This window comes from Peterkaempfera bronchialis (genome assembly GCF_003258605.2).
GTDB classification, from domain to species: Bacteria; Actinomycetota; Actinomycetes; order Streptomycetales; family Streptomycetaceae; genus Peterkaempfera; species Peterkaempfera bronchialis.
The window spans coordinates 1315019-1331314 of record NZ_CP031264.1 but is presented as its reverse complement, the minus strand read 5'-3'; the positions used below and the strand labels follow the sequence as shown (position 1 = coordinate 1331314).

13 protein-coding genes and 1 tRNA gene are annotated in these 16296 nt (G+C 71.1%); 6 read left to right on the top strand and 8 right to left on the bottom strand.

Features of this window, described 5'->3' with window-relative positions; genetic code table 11:
- Nucleotides 1-63: 63 nt before the first annotated feature.
- Complete coding sequence (locus tag C7M71_RS05800; protein ID WP_111492436.1) at nucleotides 64-1878, bottom strand: bifunctional metallophosphatase/5'-nucleotidase; 1815 nt, start codon at nucleotides 1876-1878, stop codon at nucleotides 64-66.
- A 182-nt stretch (nucleotides 1879-2060) separates the two neighbouring features.
- Here C7M71_RS05800 and C7M71_RS05795 point away from each other — a divergent pair, with 182 nt between their 5' ends.
- The 3 genes from C7M71_RS05795 to pyk all read left to right on the top strand — a co-directional run bounded on the left by C7M71_RS05795 (nucleotide 2061) and on the right by pyk (nucleotide 4726).
- Nucleotides 2061-2603 (top strand): N-acetylmuramoyl-L-alanine amidase, encoded by a 543-nt coding sequence (locus tag C7M71_RS05795; protein ID WP_162824148.1) that lies wholly within the window; start codon nucleotides 2061-2063, stop codon nucleotides 2601-2603.
- A complete protein-coding gene (locus tag C7M71_RS05790) occupies nucleotides 2507-3166 on the top strand; it encodes a hypothetical protein (protein ID WP_114914210.1) in 660 nt (219 codons plus the stop codon). The genes C7M71_RS05795 and C7M71_RS05790 overlap by 97 nt, the downstream gene beginning before the upstream one ends.
- 117 nt (nucleotides 3167-3283) lie before the next feature.
- The gene (gene pyk / locus C7M71_RS05785) at nucleotides 3284-4726 is read left to right on the top strand and encodes a pyruvate kinase (RefSeq protein ID WP_111492602.1); all 1443 of its coding nucleotides are present in this window, start codon (nucleotides 3284-3286) and stop codon (nucleotides 4724-4726) included.
- A 47-nt stretch (nucleotides 4727-4773) separates the two neighbouring features.
- Here the strand turns inward: pyk and C7M71_RS05780 are convergent.
- Nucleotides 4774-4859 (bottom strand) — tRNA-Leu (locus tag C7M71_RS05780).
- 93 nt (nucleotides 4860-4952) lie between these two features.
- Between C7M71_RS05780 and C7M71_RS05775 the strand changes: the two genes are divergently transcribed.
- Nucleotides 4953-5594: an ANTAR domain-containing response regulator gene (locus tag C7M71_RS05775; RefSeq protein WP_229758559.1), complete on the top strand. Its 642-nt coding sequence runs from the start codon at nucleotides 4953-4955 to the stop codon at nucleotides 5592-5594.
- Between the two features lie 104 nt (nucleotides 5595-5698).
- Here C7M71_RS05775 and C7M71_RS05770 read toward each other — a convergent pair whose 3' ends face one another.
- The 5 genes from C7M71_RS05770 to C7M71_RS05750 all read right to left on the bottom strand — a co-directional run bounded on the left by C7M71_RS05770 (nucleotide 5699) and on the right by C7M71_RS05750 (nucleotide 11419).
- Nucleotides 5699-6415 (bottom strand): ABC transporter ATP-binding protein, encoded by a 717-nt coding sequence (locus C7M71_RS05770; RefSeq protein WP_111492604.1) that lies wholly within the window; start codon nucleotides 6413-6415, stop codon nucleotides 5699-5701.
- Nucleotides 6412-7317, bottom strand: coding sequence for an ABC transporter ATP-binding protein (locus tag C7M71_RS05765; protein WP_111492610.1), 906 nt, complete (start codon nucleotides 7315-7317; stop codon nucleotides 6412-6414). The genes C7M71_RS05770 and C7M71_RS05765 overlap by 4 nt, the downstream gene beginning before the upstream one ends.
- Nucleotides 7318-7322: 5 nt before the next feature.
- Entirely contained in the window at nucleotides 7323-9137 is a 1815-nt protein-coding gene (locus C7M71_RS05760; RefSeq protein WP_111492605.1) for a branched-chain amino acid ABC transporter permease, read from the bottom strand.
- 5 nt (nucleotides 9138-9142) lie between these two features.
- A complete protein-coding gene (locus C7M71_RS05755; protein ID WP_111492606.1) occupies nucleotides 9143-10075 on the bottom strand; it encodes a branched-chain amino acid ABC transporter permease in 933 nt (310 codons plus the stop codon).
- Between the two features lie 105 nt (nucleotides 10076-10180).
- Complete coding sequence (locus C7M71_RS05750; RefSeq protein ID WP_111492607.1) at nucleotides 10181-11419, bottom strand: branched-chain amino acid ABC transporter substrate-binding protein; 1239 nt, start codon at nucleotides 11417-11419, stop codon at nucleotides 10181-10183.
- Nucleotides 11420-12196: 777 nt separating this feature from the next.
- Between C7M71_RS05750 and C7M71_RS05745 the strand changes: the two genes are divergently transcribed.
- Nucleotides 12197-12799, top strand: a complete 603-nt coding sequence (locus C7M71_RS05745) for a GNAT family N-acetyltransferase (protein WP_111492608.1) — start codon at nucleotides 12197-12199, stop codon at nucleotides 12797-12799.
- A gap of 47 nt (nucleotides 12800-12846) precedes the next feature.
- Here the strand turns inward: C7M71_RS05745 and C7M71_RS05740 are convergent, their stop codons facing one another.
- Complete coding sequence (locus C7M71_RS05740; protein WP_111492609.1) at nucleotides 12847-13341, bottom strand: PaaI family thioesterase; 495 nt, start codon at nucleotides 13339-13341, stop codon at nucleotides 12847-12849.
- 182 nt (nucleotides 13342-13523) lie between these two features.
- On the opposite strand from C7M71_RS05740, the gene polA reads away from it, so the two are divergent.
- Nucleotides 13524-16277: a DNA polymerase I gene (polA, locus tag C7M71_RS05735; RefSeq protein ID WP_114914209.1), complete on the top strand. Its 2754-nt coding sequence runs from the start codon at nucleotides 13524-13526 to the stop codon at nucleotides 16275-16277.
- Nucleotides 16278-16296 lie beyond the last annotated feature (19 nt).

The following is a 16296-nucleotide window of genomic DNA, read 5'->3' as shown; positions in this document are numbered from 1 at the left end:
CCACCCCGACCGCACCGGAGCAGGCGCCGCGGCATCACCCCAGCACCGAGGAGGGACGCGGGGTCAGAAGACCGGCACGCCCTCGCGGACCAGCCGCCAGTCGACCGAGGCGAAGTCGGCCGGGTCGATGGCACCCTTGGCCTTCACCCAGCCGATCATGGTGTTGCGGATCTCCTCGGAGTTGCTCCAGAGCACCGGGGCGGCGGCGATGTGCGGGAAGTTGCCGCCGCCGTTGGCCCGGTAGTTGTTGACCGCGAGCACAAACTCGGCCGCCGGGTCGAGCGGGGCGCCGTTGTAGGACAGATTGACGATCCGCCGGCCCACCGGCTGGGAGATGTCGACGTCGTAGGAGACGCCGTACACCGAGTCGAAGTTGTAGTCGGGGATGCCGTCCGCGTTGGTCAGCTTGGCCTTGTCGACCGGTGCGCCCACCGGCAGCTGGGCGAAGTACCGCATCGAGTACTCCAGGTAGTCCCGGAGCTGAGCACCCGTCAGCTTGCGGGCCTCCAGGGTGTTCTCGTAGATGTACAGCCCCGCCGCGTCCCGCAGCTTCACCTGGCCCGCCGGGATGGCGGCGGTGCGGTTGAACGGGGCCACCTGGGAGAGCACCGGCAGCCCGGCGTAGGCCGTACCGGCCAGCGCCGCCTTGACCGTGTCGACCTGCACCCGGCCGATCAGATCGATGATCGGGGTGTCCCGGAACGGCGCCTCCGCGATCGACAGCGCCTCCTTGCAGGTGCCGATCACCTGGTTGACATAGGCGACGACCTTCTTGTGCTCGGCGGCGAGCAGCGAGACCACCGCCGGGTCCTCCGGCACCGTGTTGGAGTTGATCACCGTGGAGCGCACCCCGGTGACCTGCCAGCAGCCGTGCACCAGCTCCGCGTCGAAGTCGAACCGGGCCAGCCGCTCGCCCCACTTCAGCGGCTCGGCGAGGACCACCTTCCGGCCCGTCTTCTTGTTGACCACGATCCGCTGCGGTATCTCCACATGGGCGTGGCCGATCAGCATCGCGTCGATGCCCGGGACCTGCTCGGCCACCGCCACGCCCGCGTTCTCCGGCCAGGGCAGCTGGTCGCCGTACGAGGAGACCTGGTCGGCGCCGGTGTGCGCGGAGACGATCACCACATCGGCGCCGGCCGCGCGCAGCTTGGGCACCCACACCTTGGCCTGCTCCACGATGCCGCCGAAGGTCATCTTGCCCTGGACGTTGGCCTTGTCCCAGATGGCGATGCCCGGGTTGGTCAGGCCCAGGATGCCCACCCTGATGTGGCGGCCGCAGTGGGTCCTGACCTTGCGGATGACATACGGCGGGAAGGCCGGGCGCTCGGTCCTGACATCCAGCGCATTGGCGCCCAGCAGCGGGAAGTGGCACTGCTTCTCGAAGGCGCGCAGCAGCGGGATGCCGTAGTTGAACTCGTGGTTGCCCAGCGCCGCCGCGTCGTACCCGATGCGGTTCATGGCCAGCGCCATCGGGTGCACCGGGGCGTGCCGGCCACCCTGGTCGATCGGCTCGACGCGGGCGTAGTAGTAGCTCAGCTGGGTGCCCTGGATGGTGTCACCCGCGTCGATCAGCAGGGTGCGGTGGTGGCCCTTCTCCTTGCGGATGCGGTTCACCAGCGTGGAGATCTTGGCCAGGCCGACATCGTTGTGGTCGTTGTCGTCGTACTCGGCGTCGGTGAAGTAGTCCCAGTTCAGGGCGTTGCCGTGCAGGTCGGTGGTGCCCAGCACGGTGAAGGACTCGGTGACGGCGTGCTTCTTGGGCTTGGACACGGCCGCAGCGGGCTGCGCGGCGGCCACCGACGCGCCGCCGACCAGCGCGGCACCGGCCGCAGTCGCCGCGGAGCGGGCCACGAAATCACGACGGTTGAGAGGCATACGTTCTCCAGAACAAGGCAGGACTGAGCCGTCGGCCCAGCGGGGGCAACGCGCGTAGAATTCTGCACTGACGGCCGTCGGCAGCGATAGACCCCCCAGGTTTCGATCAGGTGGCACGCAGGCAACAACTCCGCGCAGCACCCGCAGCCGCAGCCGCCACCCGGACGAGGACGGACCGCACCGTGACCCAGCCGCCGCCCCATGACACCGCCCCCGCCCACCCCGCCAACCACGACCGCGCCGACCGCCCCCGCGACCTGCCCATCACCTCCCTCGTCCTGCACAGCACCGAGGAGGACTGGCCGACCACCCTGGCCATCTTCGGCGACCCCGCCCGCAGCGTCTCCGCCCACTGGCTCGTCCGCTCCCACGACGGACACCTCACCCGGACGGCCGACGAGAGCGACATCGCCTGGCACGCCGGCAACTGGTACCTCAACCAGACCTCGATCGGCATCGAGCAGGAGGGCCACGCCGCCGACGGCCACCACTGCTTCACCGACGCCCTCTACCGCACCACCGCCGCCCTCGCCGCCCACCTCGCCCACCGCCACCGCATCCCCTCGACCGGATGCACCTCCTCGGGCACGACAACGTCCCACCCGCCCTCCCCGAACGCGCCCCCGCCATGCACACCGACCCCGGCCCCTACTACGACTGGGCCCGGCTGCTCACCCTGCTCGGCCGCCCCCTGGCCGCCACCGCCCCGCCCGGCGCCCCGCTGATCGCCATCCACCCCGGCTGGGAGGCCAACCCGCAGCCGCTCGCCCCCTGCGACCGGCACCCCGGCGCCCCCGCCCGGCCCGCCAACTTCCTGCCGCTGCGCACCCACCCCGACCCCGAGGCCCCGCTGCTCGGCCCCGGCTGCCTGCACGACACCACCGGCCGCGCCACCGCCGGCCAGCGCTATGCCACCGCGGGCCGCACCGGGGAGTGGACCGCGATCTGGTACGACGGCCGCCGGGCCTGGCTCCACGACCCCGGCCACGCCCCCACCACCGCGCCCGTCCGAGGCCCCGCCGTCCGGCCCCGCCGCGACCGCACCCCCGTCTGGGGCCGCGCCTACCCCGACCCCGGCGCCTACCCCGCCGGAACCGCAGCGCCCGCCGCCGTCCCCCTCGCCCACCTGGACACCGGCCAGCGCTACGCCTGCGGCGGACCCGCCCCCACCGTGCACCGCACCGACGCCGCCACCACCGTCACCGCGACCGAACCCCACCTGGTGATCCAGCTCGGCCACCGCATCGGCTATGTCCGCGCCGCCGACGTCGAGCTGCTTCCGGCGTGACACCCGAAACGACAGCGAAAACCACCCCCCGAACGTTCAACGAACCTTTTCCGGAACGACATGTGACGGTCCGGCAGCGCTTCCGTGTTACGCGTCGGTAATCCCTACGCTCGACTCATGCGCCGAGCAAAAATCGTCTGTACCCTCGGGCCTGCCGCCGACTCCTACGACCAGATCAAGTCCCTGGTCGACGCCGGCATGGACGTGGCCCGCCTCAATCTCAGCCACGGCTCCTACGCGGAGCACGAAGAGCGCTATCGCAGGGTCCGCAAGGCATCCGACGAGACCGGACGCAGTGTCGGCGTCCTGGTCGACCTCCAGGGCCCCAAGATCCGCCTCGCCACCTTCGCCGAGGGCCCCGTCCTCCTGGAGCGCGGCGACGACTTCACCATCACCACCGAGGACGGCGCCGAGGGCGACCGCACCATGTGCGGCACCACCTACCCCGGCCTCGCCGCCGACGTCTCCCGTGGTGAGCGGATCCTCGTGGACGACGGCCGGGTGACCCTGGAGGTCACCGACGTCGACGGACCCCGCGTGCACTGCATCGTCATCGAAGGCGGCATGGTCTCCGACCACAAGGGGCTCAACCTCCCCGGTGTCGCCGTCAGCGTCCCCGCACTCTCCGACAAGGACGTCGCAGACCTGCGCTGGGCACTGGACATCGGGGCCGACATCATCGCCCTCTCCTTCGTCCGCAGCGGCAGCGACGCCGATGACGTCCGCCGCATCATGGCGGAGGAAGGCCGCCGCGTCCCCATCATCGCCAAGATCGAGAAGCCGCAGGCCGTCGAGAACCTCGACTCCATCATCGACGCCTTCGACGGCTTCATGGTCGCCCGTGGCGACCTCGGTGTGGAGATGCCCCTGGAGCGGGTGCCGCTCGTCCAGAAGCGCGTCATCCAACTGGCCAAGCGCAACGCCAAGCCGGTGATCGTCGCCACCCAGATGCTCGACTCGATGATCAACGCCTCCCGGCCCACCCGCGCCGAGGCCAGCGACGTCGCCAATGCGGTCCTGGACGGTACCGACGCCGTGATGCTCTCCGGCGAGACCAGCGTCGGCAAGCACCCCGTCGAGACCGTCAAGACCATGGCCCGCATCATCACCGCCGCCGAGGAGGACGTCCTCGCCAAGGGCCTCCCGCCGCTCACCCCCACCAGCAAGCCGCGCACCCAGGGCGGCGCCGTCGCCCGGGCCGCCGCCGAGATCGGCGACTTCCTCGGGGCCAGGTTCCTGGTCGCCTTCACCCAGAGCGGCGACACCGCCCGACGCCTCACCCGCTACCGCTCGCCCATCCCCGTGCTGGCCTTCACCTATGAGCCCGCCGTCCGCAGCCGGCTCTCGCTCACCTGGGGAGTGGAGACCTTCCTCGGGCCGCTCGCCGCGAACACCGACGAGATGGTCCAGCAGGTGGACGCCCAGCTGCTGAAGATCGGCCGCTGCAAGAAGGGGGACGTGGTGGTCATCACGGCCGGTTCGCCGCCCGGTCTGGCCGGTTCCACCAACCTGGTCCGCGTCCATCATGTGGGCGAGGACGACGCCCCCCGCCGCCACTGACCCACCCGCCCGGGCGCCCCACCATCCCGGCGGCGCCCGGGCCTATCTGGTGCCGGGTGCGGGATTCGAACCCGCAAGCCCTCTCGGGCAGATGTGTTTGAGACATCCGTGTATGCCATTCCACCAACCCGGCCGGGGGTGTCGGTGAGCAGCCTACCGTGTGTGTGTCGGCGGGCGTGCCTGGATACTCTCGTGCATGCAGTACCCGGCCGGAACGAGGAGCCCTGTGAGCACCGCCGACGAGCAGAACGAGCCCGTGTCGCCCGAGATCACCCGGATTGTCATCGCGGAGGACGAGGCGCTGATCCGTCTGGACCTCAAGGAGATGCTGGAGGAGGAGGGGTACACCGTCGTCGGTGAGGCCGGGGACGGGGCGACGGCGGTGAAGCTGGCCGAGGAGTTGCGGCCGGACCTGGTGATCCTGGATGTGAAGATGCCGGTGCTGGACGGGTTGTCCGCCGCCGAGCAGATCCACCAGGCGCATATCGCCCCGGTGCTGATGCTTACCGCGTTCTCGCAGCGGGAGCTGGTGGACCGGGCCCGCGATGCCGGTGCGATGGCGTACATCGTGAAGCCCTTCAGCAAGAGCGACCTGGTGCCGGCGATCGAGATGGCGGTCTCCCGGTACACCGAGATGCGGGCGCTGGAGAGCGAGGTCGCCGACCTCAACCAGCGGCTGGAGACGCGGAAGCTGGTCGACCGGGCGAAGAGCGTGCTCCAGACCAAGTTCGGGCTGAGCGAGCCGGCCGCGTTCCGCTGGATACAGAAGACCTCGATGGACCGGCGGATGACGATGCGGGCGGTGGCCGAGGCCGTGATCGAGGAGGGCGACGCCCAGGACCGCAAGAAGGCGGACGGCGAGGCGTAGCGGAGACGGTCTCGGAGAGGCCGGCGGAGACGGCGGCGGAGACGGCGGAGGGCCCGGCCACCCCGGAGCGGGGCGGCCGGGCCCTCCGGCACGGGTGGGGCGGGTCAGTCCTCGCCGAGGTACGCCTTGCGGACGGACTCGTCGTGGAGCAGGTCGGGGCCGGTGCCGGAGAGGACGATCCGGCCGGTCTCCATGACGTGGCCCTGGTCGGCGAGGGAGAGGGCGGCCTGGGCGTTCTGCTCGACGAGCAGGATGGTGGTCCCGGTGGCGCGCAGCTCGGTGATGGTGGACATGATCTTCTGCATCATGATGGGGGAGAGGCCCATGGAGGGCTCGTCCAGCATGAGCAGTTTGGGCTGGGACATCAGGGCCCTGCCCATGGCGAGCATCTGCTGCTCGCCGCCGGAGAGGGTGCCGGCCGCCTGCTTGCGGCGCTCGCCGAGGATGGGGAAGAGGGTGTACGCCTTCTCCACGTCCCGCTGGATGCCCGCGCTGTCGCGGCGGAGGAAGGCCCCGAGGAGCAGGTTCTCCTCGATGGACATCCGGGGGAAGATATGGCGGCCCTCGGGGGAGTGGGCGAGTCCGAGCGACACGATCCGGTGGGCGGGCACTCCGGAGAGCGGCTTGCCCTCGAACCGCACCTGGCCGCCGATGGGCTTGAGCAGTCCGGAGAGGGTGCGCAGGGTGGTGGTCTTGCCGGCGCCGTTGGTGCCGATCAGGGTGACCACCTGGCCGACGTCCACGGTGAAGCTGATGCCCTTGACGGCTTCGATCTTGCCGTAGGCGACGCGCAGGTCCTCGACTTCGAGCAGGGCGGTCACTTGTCGTTCTCCTCGGACTCCTCGGGCGCCTCTGCGGCATGCTCCTCCGCCGCCTCGACCTCGGCGGCCTCCTCGGCGCCGGGGGCGCCTTCGAAGGGGGTGCCGAGGTAGGCGGCGATGACCCGTTCGTCGCTCTGGACGGTGGCGGAGTCGCCCTCGACCAGCTTCTGACCCTGGACGAGGACGGCGGTGCGGTCGCAGAGGTTGAAGATGAACCGCATGTCGTGCTCGATGACCAGGACGGCGATGCCCTTGTCCCGGATGGCGAAGATGAGCTCCTCGGTGACCCGGGTCTCCTGGGGGTTCATCCCGGCGGTGGGCTCGTCGAGCAGGACCAGACCGGGCTCGCTGGCCAGCGCGCGGGCGATCTCCAGCTTGCGCTGCTCGCCGTAGGGGAGGTTGCGGGCCAGGTGGTCGGCCTTGGCGTCCAGGCCGACGAAGGCGAGGAGTTCCATGGCCTTCTCGCGGGACTCCCGCTCGCCCCGGTGGAAGCCGGGGCCGCGCAGCAGGGCGGAGAAGATGTTCTGCTTGGTGCGGCAGTGGCGGCCGACGATGACGTTCTCCAGCACCGTCATATTGGCGAAGAGCCGGATGTTCTGGAAGGTGCGGGCGATCCCGGCCTGGGTGACCTTGAACGGTTTGGCAGGCAGTACGGTGCCCTGGTAGCGGACGGTGCCCTCGGTGGGGACGTACAGCCCGGTGAGGCAGTTGAAGAAGGTGGTCTTGCCGGCTCCGTTGGGGCCGATGAGGCCGATGATCTCACCGGTGTTGACGGTGAGGTCGACATTGTTGACGGCGGTGAGGCCGCCGAACCTCATGGTGACGCCGCTGGCCTGGAGGAGCGGGGTGCCGGGGGCGGGAGCGGCGGCCCCGGCGGGGGTGGCGATGGTGTCGGTGGTCATGGTGGTCACGCCCCTGCCTGGGTGAGGCCGGCGACGTCCTTGGCGGGGGTGGCGGCGGTGGGGCCGCCGATGTCGCCGGGAAGGTCGCCCTCGTGGTACTCCAGCTGCTGCCTGCGGTTGGGGATCAGGCCCTCGGGCCGGAAGCGCATCAGCAGGACCAGCGCGACGCCGAAGCCCAGGAGTTGGTAGTTCTGGAGGAACTGGAACTTGGCGGGGATGAGGTAGAGCAGGCTGGCGCCGATCAGCGGGCCGCTGATGGTGCCCATGCCGCCGAGGACCACGGCGGCGAGCAGGAAGGCCGAGTTGGGCGGCACCGGGCCGGCGAACTGGTACTGCTCGGGGACGACGGTGAAGGTGACATGGGCCTGGACGGTGCCGGCCAGACCGGCGAGTCCGGCGCCGAGGGCGAAGGCGAGCAGCTTGAGCCGGAAGCCGTTGATGCCCATGGCGAGGGCGGCCGTCTCGTCCTCGCGGATGGCGATCCAGGCGCGGCCGATCCGGGAGTTGCTGGCCCGGCTGAAGACGATCACCACGATGGCGGTGACCACCAGCATCAGCAGGTAGTAGTTGGAGAACCGGCCGAGGCTGAGGCCGCCGAGGTCGTGGGAGTCGCCGAAGTCGAAGCCGAAGACCTTCAGGTCGGGGATGTCGTGGATGCCGTTGGGGCCGCCGGTGATGTTGGGCCCTGAGGTGCCGTCCGAGTTGAGGACGCCCAGCCGGAAGATCTCTCCGAAGCCGAGGGTGACGATGGCCAGGTAGTCGCCGCGCAGCCGCAGGGTGGGGGCGCCGATCAGCACGCCGAAGACCATGGCGGCGGCGGCGCCGGTCAGCATGGCGGCCCAGAAGGGGAAGTGGACGCTGCTGAAGCGGGACGAGGCGGAGCCGGAGACCAGCGCCGCGGCGTAGGCGCCGACGCCGAGGAAGGCGACATAGCCGAGGTCGAGCAGACCGGCCAGGCCGACCACCACATTGAGGCCGAGGGCGACGGTGGCGAAGATCAGGATGTTGACGCCGATGGTGGCGTACTGGTCGTCGGTCTGGGTGAAGGGGAACGCCGCGGCGGCGGCGAAGGCGGCGGCGACCGCGACCGGCCGCTGGCGGATGGCGATGGCGGAGAGCCGGGCGAGGATGCCTGCCTGGCCGAGGGCGGTGACGGCGAAGACGGCGATGATCAGGAACCCGGCGAAGAGTTCCGCGTAGGAGGTGTCGATGCCGTATGTGAAGACGCCGAGCGCGGTCGCGTAGGCGGCGATGACGATGAGGATCTCGCCCCAACCGGGAAGCGGCGCCGGGGCCTTGAGCGGCCGCTTGGCGAAGGAGACGCGCAGCAGCAGGACGGCGGCCGGGTTGGTGTGCGGGTGGTCCTTGGCACGCCGGTCGAGCGGCAGGCCGAGGGCGGCGGCGAGGCAGATCAGCGAGGCCGCGCCGGCGACATAGCCGCCGGGTTCGAGGTTGGCGACGCCGCCGAGTTCGGTGCTGATGGCGATCAGCGTGAACCAGGTGGTGGCGAAGGTGCCGAGGGCGAGCAGCGCGACAGCGTTGTCGGAGCCGGTGGGGATGAGCCAGCGCAGGCCCCGGGGGCGGTAGGAGGCGGCGGTGAAGAGCAGCGTGAGCACCGCGCCGACCAGGGTGAGGATCTGCAGGCCGCCGGGGTAGCCGCTGATGGTGAGGTCGCCGGGGAACTCGGAGGTCCAGGTCCAGGCGAGGAAGGCGGAGGCCGCGGTGGCGAGGGCCCCGACGGCGGTGGCCGGGCGGGCGGCGCCGGACGGGAGGGGGATGACGGGGGTGCGCTCGATGGCGCCGGGGTTCTGAGTGGTCATCGGTTTCACGCTCGATCCGCGACGCGCTCCCCGAGCAGCCCCTGGGGCCGGACGAGGAGGACGACGATGAGGAGGACAAAGGCCCAGACGTCGGCCCAGGAGTTGCTGCCGAGCTGCTGCATGCCGGGGATGTCGGCGATGTAGGCGGTGGCCAGCGCTTCGGCGACGCCGAGGACGAGTCCGCCGAGCATGGCTCCGTAGATGTTGCCGATGCCGCCGAGGACGGCTGCGGTGAACGCCTTGACGCCGGCGATGAAGCCCATCTGGTAGTCGACCTGGCCGTAGCGGAGGCCGTGCGCGACGGCGGCGACGGCGGCGAAGACGGCGCCGAGGGCGAAGGCGACCACGATGATGCGGTCGGTGTTGATGCCCATCAGCTTGGCGGTGTCCGGGTCCTGCGCGGTGGCCTGCATGGCGCGGCCGGTGCGGGTCTTGCGGACGAAGGTGCCGAGGATGAGCATGCAGAGCGGCGCCGCGAGCAGCACGAAGAGGTCGGCGGGCTGCACGGATATGTACGAGGTGATGCTGAACGGGCCGCCGGAGATCTGCGGGAAGGTGCGGGCGTCCTTGGCCTGGGGGTACCAGGCCCACACCGCCTGCTGGAGGGCGATGGAGAGCCCGATGGCGGTGATCAGCGGGGCGAGGCGGGGGGCGCCGCGCAGCGGGCGGTAGGCGAACCGTTCGGCCGCCATGGCGATCAGTACGGCGGTGATCATGCCGCCGATCAGCATCAGCGGCAGGGCGAGCCAGATCGAGGTGCCGCTGGGCAGGGCGAGCCAGGTGGTGAGGGCGCCGAAGCCGCCGGTCATGAAGATCTCGCCGTGGGCGAAGTTGATGAGCTGGACGATGCCGTAGACCATCGTGTACCCGATGGCGATCAGCCCGTACATCGAGCCGAGGATCAGGCCGTTGGCCAGCTGTTGCGGCAGTTCGTGCACCGCAGGGCCTCCGTGTTGCTTCCGGTTGTGCCGGGTGGGGGACGGATGTGGCGGCGCGCGGGGGCGCTGGGTGGCGCCCCCGCGCGCGGGTGGGGCGGTGCGGGATCAGCCGGTGAAGGTGCCGGTCTTGGCGACGGTCCAGGCGTTGTCCTTGACGACGTACACGGTGAGCTGCTTGTTGGTGGCGTCGCCGAACTCGTCGAAGGAGACCTTGCCGGTCACACCGTCGAAGGAGATGGTGCTCATGGCGTCGACGACCTTGGCGCGGGCGTCGGCGGGGAGCTTGCCGCCGTTGGCGTCGACCACGGCCTTGACGGCCTCGACGATGGCCCAGGCGGAGTCGTAGGAGTAGCCGCCGTAGGCCGCGTAGGGCTCGCTGTAGCCCTGGGCCTTGTAGTCGGCGACGAACTTCTTGGCGGAGTCCAGGCTCTCCACCGGGGCGCCGACCGAGGTGGCCAGGTCGCCGTCGGCGAGGTTGGTGGCCAGCTCGATGTACTTGGGGTCGTAGATGCCGTCGCCGCCCATGACGGGGATCTTGGCGCCGGCCTTCTTGAGCTGGCCGCTGAGCGGGCCGCTCTCGGGGTACTGGCCGCCGTAGTAGACGATGTCGGCGCCGGAGGACTTGATCTTGGTGACGACCGAGGAGAAGTCCTTCTGCTTGGTGTTGACGTGGTCCTGGCCGACCACCTTGCCGCCGAGCTTGGTGAACTCGTCCTTGAAGGCGGCGACCAGGCCGGCGCCGTAGGTCTGCTTGTCGTCGACGAGGAAGACCTTGGTCTTCTTGGCGTCGTTGTAGGCGTACTGGGCGCCGAAGGGGCCCTGGATGGCGTCGGTGGTGGCGGTGCGGAAGTAGGACTTGAACTTGCGCACCTTCTCCCCGGAGGCCCACTTGTCGCCCTGGGTGAGGTCGGGGCTGGTGTTGGCGGGGGAGATCTCGACCAGGTGGGCGTTGTCGAAGACCTTCTGCATCGACTGCGCCACACCGGAGTTGAGCGGGCCGACGACGCCGAGCACGGTCTTGTCACCGACGAGCTGGGTGGCGTTCTGCTGGCCGGAGGAGGGCTGGGCCTGGTCGTCCAGGGCCTTGATCTTGAAGGTGACGCCGGGGACGACCTTCTGCTCGTTGGCCTGCCTGACGGCGAGGTCGACCGAGTTCCTGATGCCGAGACCGAGGGCGGAGAGGTCGCCGGAGATGGGGGCGTCGACGCCGATGGTGACGACGGTGCTCCCGGAGGAGCTGTCCGCGCCGGATTTGCCGTCCGAACCGCGGGATCCGCAGGCGGTCAGGGTGAGGGCCCCTGCGGCGACGGTGGCGCTCAGCACCACGAGGGAACGATGACGCACGTTCAGTCCTTTCCTCTTCAGGAGGCTCCTCCAGGCGAGGTGCCGAGTCGCGCGCCGGTTCGGGGCGTGAGCAGCCGGTGGCGCGGTGACTGGCCGTGACTCTAGAGGCCCCCGGAGGGAACGGGCAGTGGTGTCCTCAGGCTGTGATTGTCTTGTTATGAGCACACCGAGTCGTTGTCTCGCATGGTGGCGCCGCAGCCGCAGTTGAGCGGCGTTGTCCGGGTCCTGGAATGATCTTGGACATATATCCGCAGGTCGGGGCATGGGTGTCCGGATATCGGACGCTGCATTCAGTTCGCTCACGGAGTCTTACCGCTCCGATCTGCGGACGGAGCGCAGGGCTGCCGGAGGGTGTGGGGCGGGTCGTATGCATACCGTGCCCCGAGAATCGTGCGCCGACTGTATTGCATGCGTATTACGCAGCGTTACAAACATGAGGGAAGGAGTGAGTTCCTTGGGGATGGCCCGGACCGGGGAGGGCGCGGTCGGGGCCCGCGCCGGCGCACCGCACCACGCAGCCTGCTGTCCGCTCACCGCACGTCCCCCTCCGCTGCTGGGGCATGCCCAGGTACGCCCGCGGTGAAACGGCTCCGCACCCGGGTGTGCGCCGGAGCCTCCGCCCCGCCGCCGAAGAGGGCTGTACCGGCGTCGGGCGGGTGACGTACGCTCCGCAGCGAACGGCCGCGTACGGCGTCGTCGGCGGGGTCGGCCGCACCGGTGGAGGTGCGGTGGCCGGGCGCTCCAGGGCGCCCGCTGGCGGTGGGAGGTGCGTGCACCATGGCGCGGGCCGTGATCTCGGTGCGCGAGGCGCGCTCGGCGGATCTGCCGGAGCTGGCGGAGAGCTGGGCCCGGGTGCACGGGGTGCTGGGCCCCTGGTCGCGCGGCCTGCCCGGGCCGACGGCCGAGGAGCTGGCGGTGGTGCTGCGTCAGGCGCAGGCCACGCCCGACACCCGCTTCCTGGTGGCGTCGGTCGGCGGAGCGATCGCCGGGATGGCCTATCTGACGTACCGTCCGCTGTCGCCGCTGCACGGGGTGCGGGCGGCGCATGTCGACTATATGTACGTCCGCGACGGCTTCCGGCGCGGCGGGGTGGGCCGGGCGCTGCTGGCCGCCGCCGCCAGCTACGCCGAGGAGTGCGGGGCGGCGCAGGTGGCGGTCAACATCCACCCGGGGCTGCGGGACGCCAACCGGTTCTTCGCCCGCTGGGGCTTCGCCGCGGTCTCGGTGCGGCGCGCGGTGCCCACCCCGGTACTGCGGCGGATGCTGCTCGGGGACGGCGGGGGCGGGCGGGGGACGTCACGCCGCCGGGAGGCCGCGCGGCGGGTGCTCCAGCTGCGGCGGCCCGCGCCGCTGCCCGAGGGCGCGGAGCGGGCCGGGTAGCCGAGTGGGGCTCAGGCGTCTTGGGAGTCGCGGGTGTCGCGGGTGTCTCAGGTGTCGCGCAGCATGCAGGTCAGCCGGCAGCTGGTGATGCGGCGGCCCTGGTCGTCGGTGATGGCGATCTCATAGGTGGCGGCGGTGCGGCCCCGGTAGACGGCGGTGGCGACGCCGGTGACGATGCCGGAGGTCGCCGAGCGGTGGTGGGTGGCGTTGAGGTCGACGCCGACGGCGTAGCGGCCGGGGCCGGCGTGCAGCATGGCGCCGACCGAGCCCAGGGTCTCGGCCAGGGCGGCCGAGGCGCCGCCGTGCAGCAGCCCGTACGGCTGCCGGTTGCCGTCCACCGGCATGGTGCCGACGACCCGCTCGGGTGACGCCTCCACGACCCGGATGCCCATCCGGCGGCCCAGATCGCCGCCGGAGAAGGTGGACGGGTCCACGCCGAGCTTGGCGAAGTGGTCGACCACGTCCTGCGGGATGTTCAGCCGCGCGTCCTGCGGGGTGGCCGGCTCGGCGGGCGTGGCGGGCGTGGTGGCGGGCTCGGCCATGGTGCTCCCTGCGTCGTCGTCCCGGTGGTCGGGGTGGCTGCTGGCGATCGTACTTGCGGCCCTCGGAGGCCCGGCAGGCGGGCGCCCGCTTTGTCGCGCCGTGTCCGGTGTCGGTGGCGACCCCTAGGATTCGGGTGTCAGCGGAGTCGGCAGGATCGGACGGACAAGTGGCGGGTCAAGGCGTGGCGCACAAGGGTTCGGACGGTCGGAAGGGCCGGCCCCGGCTGCTGCTGCTGGACGGGCATTCGCTGGCGTACCGGGCGTTCTACGCGCTGCCGGTGGAGAACTTCAACACCACCACCGGGCAGCCGACCAACGCGGTGTACGGCTTCGCCTCGATGCTGGCCAACACCCTGCGGGACGAGGCGCCGACGCATGCCGCGGTGGCCTTCGACGTCTCCCGGAAGACCTTCCGCTCGGAGCGGTTCCCGGAGTACAAGGCCAACCGGTCGGCCACTCCGGACGAGTTCCGCAGCCAGGTCGGCCTGATCGGCGAGCTGCTGGACGCCATGCGGCTCTCCCGGATGTCCCTGGAGGGCTTCGAGGCCGACGACATCATCGCCACCCTGGCGACGGCCGCCGCCGCCGAGGGGTTCGAGGTGCTGATCGTCACCGGCGACCGGGACGCGCTGCAACTGGTCTCCGAGCACGTCACGGTGCTCTACCCCACCAAGGGCGTCTCCGAGCTGACCCGCTACACCCCGGAGAAGGTCGCCGAGAAGTACGGCGTGACCCCCACGCAGTACCCCGACCTGGCGGCGCTGCGCGGCGACCCGTCCGACAACCTGCCCGGCATCCCCGGCGTCGGCGAGAAGACCGCCGCCAAGTGGATCAACCAGTTCGGCTCCTTCGACGCCCTGGTCGAGCGGGTCGACGAGGTCAAGGGCAAGATCGGCGAGAAGCTGCGCGAGCACCTGGAGTCGGTCCGGCGCAACCGCGACCTCACCGAGCTGGTACGCGATGTCGAGCTGCCGCTCGGCGTCCCCGACCTGGAGCGCGGCCCCTACGACCGGGACGCGCTGGCGACCGTGCTGGAGGCGCTGGAGTTCCGCAACCCCAACTTCCGGGAGCGGCTCTTCGCGGTCGACCCGGCCGCCGGCGAGGAGGAGGCCGCCGCTGCGGCCGGCCCCGGCGTCGAGGTGGACGGCGCGGTGCTCTCCGCCCCCGGCGCGGTCGCGGCCTGGCTGGCCGCGCACGCCTCCGGCGCCGAGCGGGTCGGGCTGGCCGCCGTCTACGACTGGGCGCTGGGCGCGGGCCGGGTGCGCGAGGTGGCGCTGGCCACCGCCAGCGGCCCGGCCGGCTGGTTCGACCCGGTGCAGCTCGCCGAGGAGGACGAGCGGGCGTTCGCGGCCTGGCTGGCCGACCCGGCCCGGCCCAAGGCGCTGCACATCGCCAAGCAGGTGATGCGGGCCTTCGCCGAGCACGGCTGGGAGATCGCCGGGGTCACCGCCGACTCCGCGCTGGCGGCGTACCTGGAGAAGCCGGGCCGCCGCTCCTTCGCCCTGGAGACCCTCGCCGAGGAGTACCTGGGCCGCTCCCTGCAACCCGCCGCCGAGACCGAGAGCGGCCAGCTCTCCTTCGACACCTCCGGCGACGACGAGGACGACGCCGAGGCCGCCGCCCAGGCCCTGATGGTCCAGGCCCGCACCGTGCTGGACCTCGCCGGGGCCTTCGAGGACCGCCTCACCGCCCCCGGGCCCGGCGCCGGCGCCGTGGAGCTGATGCGCGACGTGGAGCTGCCGATGGCCGCCCTGCTGGCCCGGATGGAGCGGACCGGCATCGCCGCCGACCGGACCTGGCTCTCCACCCTGGAGGCGCAGTTCGCCGCAGCCGTGCAGCAGGCCGTGGAGGAGGCCCACGCGGTGGTGGGGCACCCCTTCAACCTGGGCTCCCCCAAGCAGCTCCAGGAGATCCTCTTCGGAGAGCTGGGCCTGCCCAAGACCAAGAAGATCAAGACCGGCTACACCACCGACGCGGACGCCCTGCTCTGGCTGGCCGCTCAGACCGACAACGAGCTGCCGGTCATCCTGCTGCGCCACCGCGACCAGGCCAAGCTGCGCACCACCGTCGAGGGCCTGATCAAGACGGTCGCCGACGACGGCCGCATCCACACCACCTTCAACCAGATGGTGGCCGCCACCGGCCGGCTCTCCTCCCAGGACCCCAACCTCCAGAACATCCCGGTCCGCACCGAGGAGGGCCGCTCCATCCGCCGCGCCTTCGTGGTCGGCGACGGCTATGAGTCGCTGCTGACCGCCGACTACGCGCAGATCGAGCTGCGGATCATGGCCCATCTGTCCCAGGACGAGGCGCTGATCGAGGCGTTCGCCTCCGGCGAGGACCTGCACACCACGGTCGCCTCGCAGGTCTTCGAGGTGGCGAAGACCGCCGTCGACGCCGAGATGCGCCGCAAGATCAAGGCCATGTCCTACGGGCTGGCGTACGGCCTCTCCGCCTTCGGGCTCTCCCAGCAGCTGGGCATCGAGGCCGCCGAGGCGCGGCGGCTGATGGAGAACTACTTCGAGCGGTTCGGCGGGGTACGGGACTACCTGCGCCGGGTGGTCGAGGAGGCCCGGGTCACCGGCTACACCGAGACGCTGCTGGGCCGCCGCCGCTATCTGCCGGACCTCACCAGCGACAACCGGCAGCGCCGCGAGATGGCCGAGCGGATGGCGCTCAATGCGCCGATCCAGGGCTCCGCCGCCGACATCGTCAAGATCGCCATGCTGCGGGTGGACGAGGGGCTGGCCAAGGAGCAGCTGCGGTCCCGGATGCTGCTCCAGGTGCATGACGAGATCGTGCTGGAGCTGGCCCCGGGGGAGCGGGAGCGGGTGGAGGAGCTGGTGCGGCGCGAGATGGCCGCCGCCTACCCGCTGGACGCCCGGCTGGACGTCTCCGTCGGCGTCGGCCCCAACTGGGAGGACGCCGCGCACTGACACCTCCCGGGCGGCCCGG

What these genes read in the sequence shown, in the direction of transcription:
- pyk (WP_111492602.1), top strand. Translation starts at nt 3,284, where the DNA reads ATGCGCCGAGCAAAAATCGTCTGTACCCTCGGGCCTGCCGCCGACTCC.
- C7M71_RS05765 (WP_111492610.1), bottom strand. Translation starts at nt 7,317, where the DNA reads ATGACCACCGACACCATCGCCACCCCCGCCGGGGCCGCCGCTCCCGCC.
- C7M71_RS05790 (WP_114914210.1), top strand. Translation starts at nt 2,507, where the DNA reads ATGCACACCGACCCCGGCCCCTACTACGACTGGGCCCGGCTGCTCACC.
- C7M71_RS05745 (WP_111492608.1), top strand. Translation starts at nt 12,197, where the DNA reads ATGGCGCGGGCCGTGATCTCGGTGCGCGAGGCGCGCTCGGCGGATCTG.
- C7M71_RS05800 (WP_111492436.1), bottom strand. Translation starts at nt 1,878, where the DNA reads ATGCCTCTCAACCGTCGTGATTTCGTGGCCCGCTCCGCGGCGACTGCG.
- C7M71_RS05740 (WP_111492609.1), bottom strand. Translation starts at nt 13,341, where the DNA reads ATGGCCGAGCCCGCCACCACGCCCGCCACGCCCGCCGAGCCGGCCACC.
- C7M71_RS05760 (WP_111492605.1), bottom strand. Translation starts at nt 9,137, where the DNA reads ATGACCACTCAGAACCCCGGCGCCATCGAGCGCACCCCCGTCATCCCC.